2 protein-coding genes are annotated in these 3,112 nt (G+C 61.5%); one reads left to right on the top strand and one right to left on the bottom strand.

Going from position 1 to position 3,112, the window contains the following annotated elements; genetic code table 11:
- Positions 1-275 precede the first annotated feature (275 nt).
- Complete coding sequence (locus tag RWT78_RS28900) at positions 276-1,496, top strand: DUF222 domain-containing protein (protein ID WP_378505205.1); 1,221 nt, start codon at positions 276-278, stop codon at positions 1,494-1,496.
- Here the strand turns inward: RWT78_RS28900 and RWT78_RS28895 are convergent.
- Complete coding sequence (locus RWT78_RS28895; protein ID WP_314682855.1) at positions 1,493-3,094, bottom strand: substrate-binding and VWA domain-containing protein; 1,602 nt, start codon at positions 3,092-3,094, stop codon at positions 1,493-1,495. The genes RWT78_RS28900 and RWT78_RS28895 overlap by 4 nt on opposite strands.
- Positions 3,095-3,112 lie beyond the last annotated feature (18 nt).

Here is a 3,112-nt window from a genome sequence, read left to right as displayed (position 1 = left end):
ACGACAAATCGTCCACCGCTTTCGTCGGTCCGTAAACCTTGGTCAATCCCCTCAGCTCGATCATGAGGACCAGTCAACCATGAAAACCGAACTGTCGGAACTTTCAGACGCCAACGGAGAAAGGCGTTGCGTCCGTTCACTGTCGAGACTAGTATCGAATGTATGTTCGACACTACCGGGGGGTAAAAGTGACGACGCAAGTATCTGAACAGGCCATATCCAAACAGGCGATATCCGAAGAGACCATCGGACAATTCCGAGCATCACTCGTCAGCATGGATCGATCCATCGACAACGCAGCACGCGTGGATCTTCTGCGCGCTTTGGAAGAGTTGAAGGCCAGTTGCGCTGGTGCCCAGGCATTGCTGGCTGCCGATCTCGACGCGTTCACCCGCAACGACCGCAGCGAACGGGGAGTGCCGCGCGCATACCAAGGCCGTGGAATCAACGCGCAGATTGCCCTCGCACGGCGAGAGTCGGCTTGGTTCGGAACTCAGCATCTGAACCTGGCCCGCGCACTGAACGACGAGATGCCGCACACACTTCGACTACTCGTCGACGGCTCCATCAGTGAGCATCAGGCGACGATCCTCATGCGCGAGACTTCATGTCTCACCGCCCAGGATCGCGCTACGTTGGATCGCGAGTTCTGCTGCGACGCTGCAATCTTGGACGGATGCGGCAACCATCAACTGACAGAAAGACTCCGCGCACGCGCTGCCGAAATAGACTCCGACAGTGTTGCCAGACGAGCACGCAAAGCCGTGGGAGACAGACGAGTGACGTCACGGCCTGCGCCCGACACGATGTGCTGGCTCAATGTGTTTCTTCCCGCGGCCGAAGGTATCGCCGTGCACGCCACGCTCAGGCGCGACGCCGATTCCGTACTTGCCGGCGGGGACAAGCGCACCCGAGCGCAAATCATGGCTGATCTCCTGGTCGAGCGAGTTACCGGAATCGGCCGCGCCACACCGACACCCGTCACCGTGAATCTGGTTGTCTCCGACCAGTCATTGTTGGGCGAAAATTCCGACCCGGCGTACGTCCACGGGTACGGACCTGTACCAGCCGCTATTGCACGCGAATGGATCACCAAGGCCAGCGAAGACTCCGAAACGGTGGCAACGCTCCGAAAGCTCTACGCACGCCCCGATACGGGCGCGCTGACCGCAATGGAATCCACGGCGAGAACCTTCCCGAAGGGGTTGGCGCGATTGATCGAACTCCGTGATCGAAGCTGCCGTACTCCGTGGTGCGACGCGCCGGTTCGCCACCGCGACCACATTCGCGATCACTCGAGGGGTGGCCTCACCAGCGCAGCCAACGGTGCCGGGTTGTGTGCGGCATGCAATTACGCGAAACAGGGCTCGGACTGGACTGCCGAACCTGTACCAGGTAACCGGCACACCTTCACCACAACGACACCTACCGGGCACCGGTATTCGTCTGAGGCTCCGCCACTTCCGGCACCCTGGACCAGTCCGGATGCGGCCTAAGTTCCTCGGTGAGCCAATGCGTTCACGAACACCTCGGAAATCTCCGAGGGGTCACGAGCGATGTACGTCGAACCGCCCGTCACGCGGGAGATATCGGCGAGCGCCGCCGCATCTGCGTCATCGGTGATGCCGATGGTGACGATGATGACCGGACGCGCCGGATCCTGCTCGCGTGCAAGAACATCGAGCAACTGTTCACGGCTGATGCTGTCAGGATCTTCGTTTGCGCCGTCGGTCAAGATGATGACACTGTTGACTGCTCGCGGATCGTACGATTCCTGAACCTTACGGAATGCGGCCAGCGTCGTGTCGTACAAACCTGTGGCGCCACGTTTGAGTTCGGTGAGCCGGTTCGCCTGATCTGCCATCAACTTTCGTTGAGTCACACCGTCGACGATCGTGTCGTAGCGCCTGATCGGCACCAATTCCTGGAAGTCCTGGGTTCCGTTCATACCTTGGGAAAACGCCCAGAGACCGGCAGCGACGCTGTCTGGGAAGACCTGATTGCCGGCCAGAGCAGCAGCAGTGGTCAACTGCATGCGCGTCTTGCCGCCTGCCGCCGGGTAGTCCATCGACGCAGACACGTCGATCGCAACGAGTGTCCGGATCGGCTTGGCCATCAGAGCCCAAGCGCCCAGTGTCTGATCGGCCACCGACTGTTCGGACACGGTCAGTGCCGTGACGTCACCGACTCCACCTTCGACGGCTCCACCGCCGGAAGTACGGAACCCGCTGCGCGTCAGCACTTCCTGAGCAGATTCACTGTGCAACAGCTCGGCGATGGCGTCACTCTTCTTGGCTGCGGCGTAGTGCCGGTCCGGTGCCGAAGCACTGACCACCAGGGGGTAATCCATGATCATGGTTCCCGTCGCCGGTACTGTCGCGGAAATCTTCGACTCGGCCTTCGTGAACTCGACGACCTGTTGCTCGGTCGAAACACCGACCTTTCCGGAGCTGACCAATTCGGTGAGCATCTTCTGTCCCACCGACTGCTCTTCGGTACGAACACTCTCCGCTTGCGCATGGGGTACGAGTGCCGCTCGAACGGATTCGGAGGTGGCCCCGGTCTCCGCGAGAGCTCCGAGAATGGGCGCCGACGCAACCCCTGTGAACAACGGATTGCCCAACGCCAGATCGGGAACCTGTAGCGCCGTGAGCCAACTGGCAAACTGTTCGCCACCGCCGGAGGCAAGTACGACAGGCGAGGTGGCGATCGAACCGCCGGCGGCAGCGACCGGCCCTTTGGCCGTCAATGCAGCTTTGCCCACCCACGCTGTCGAATCCGGTATCCACATGTCCGGCGCGTCCACGCCCTTACCCAGGGTTCCCGCAACGTCCCCGGGCAGCGCAGAGGTGACCGTGATCCGCGAACAGCCTGTCTGCTCCGGCGACGATTCTGCGAGGATCTCCGTGACTGCCGGCGCGATCGCAGGATCCGCTGCCAGCGAGTACTCGTCGACGCTCTCGCAGGAATCGGACTGTGTTGCCTTGAAGACCACCACCCCGGTGGCGACTACCGCGACGGCGACCAACCCACCCACTGCGTAGAACCCGATCGACCGCCCGCTGTCAGGACTCGAATGCCGTCCGCCCGCCATGAAATCTGCCCTTCCGAG

It is taken from the genome of uncultured Rhodococcus sp. (assembly GCF_963525155.1).
Lineage (GTDB): Bacteria > Actinomycetota > Actinomycetes > Mycobacteriales > Mycobacteriaceae > Rhodococcus_F > Rhodococcus_F qingshengii.
The sequence above is the reverse complement of the archived record's forward strand: the minus strand, read 5'-3'. Positions and strand labels throughout refer to the sequence as shown.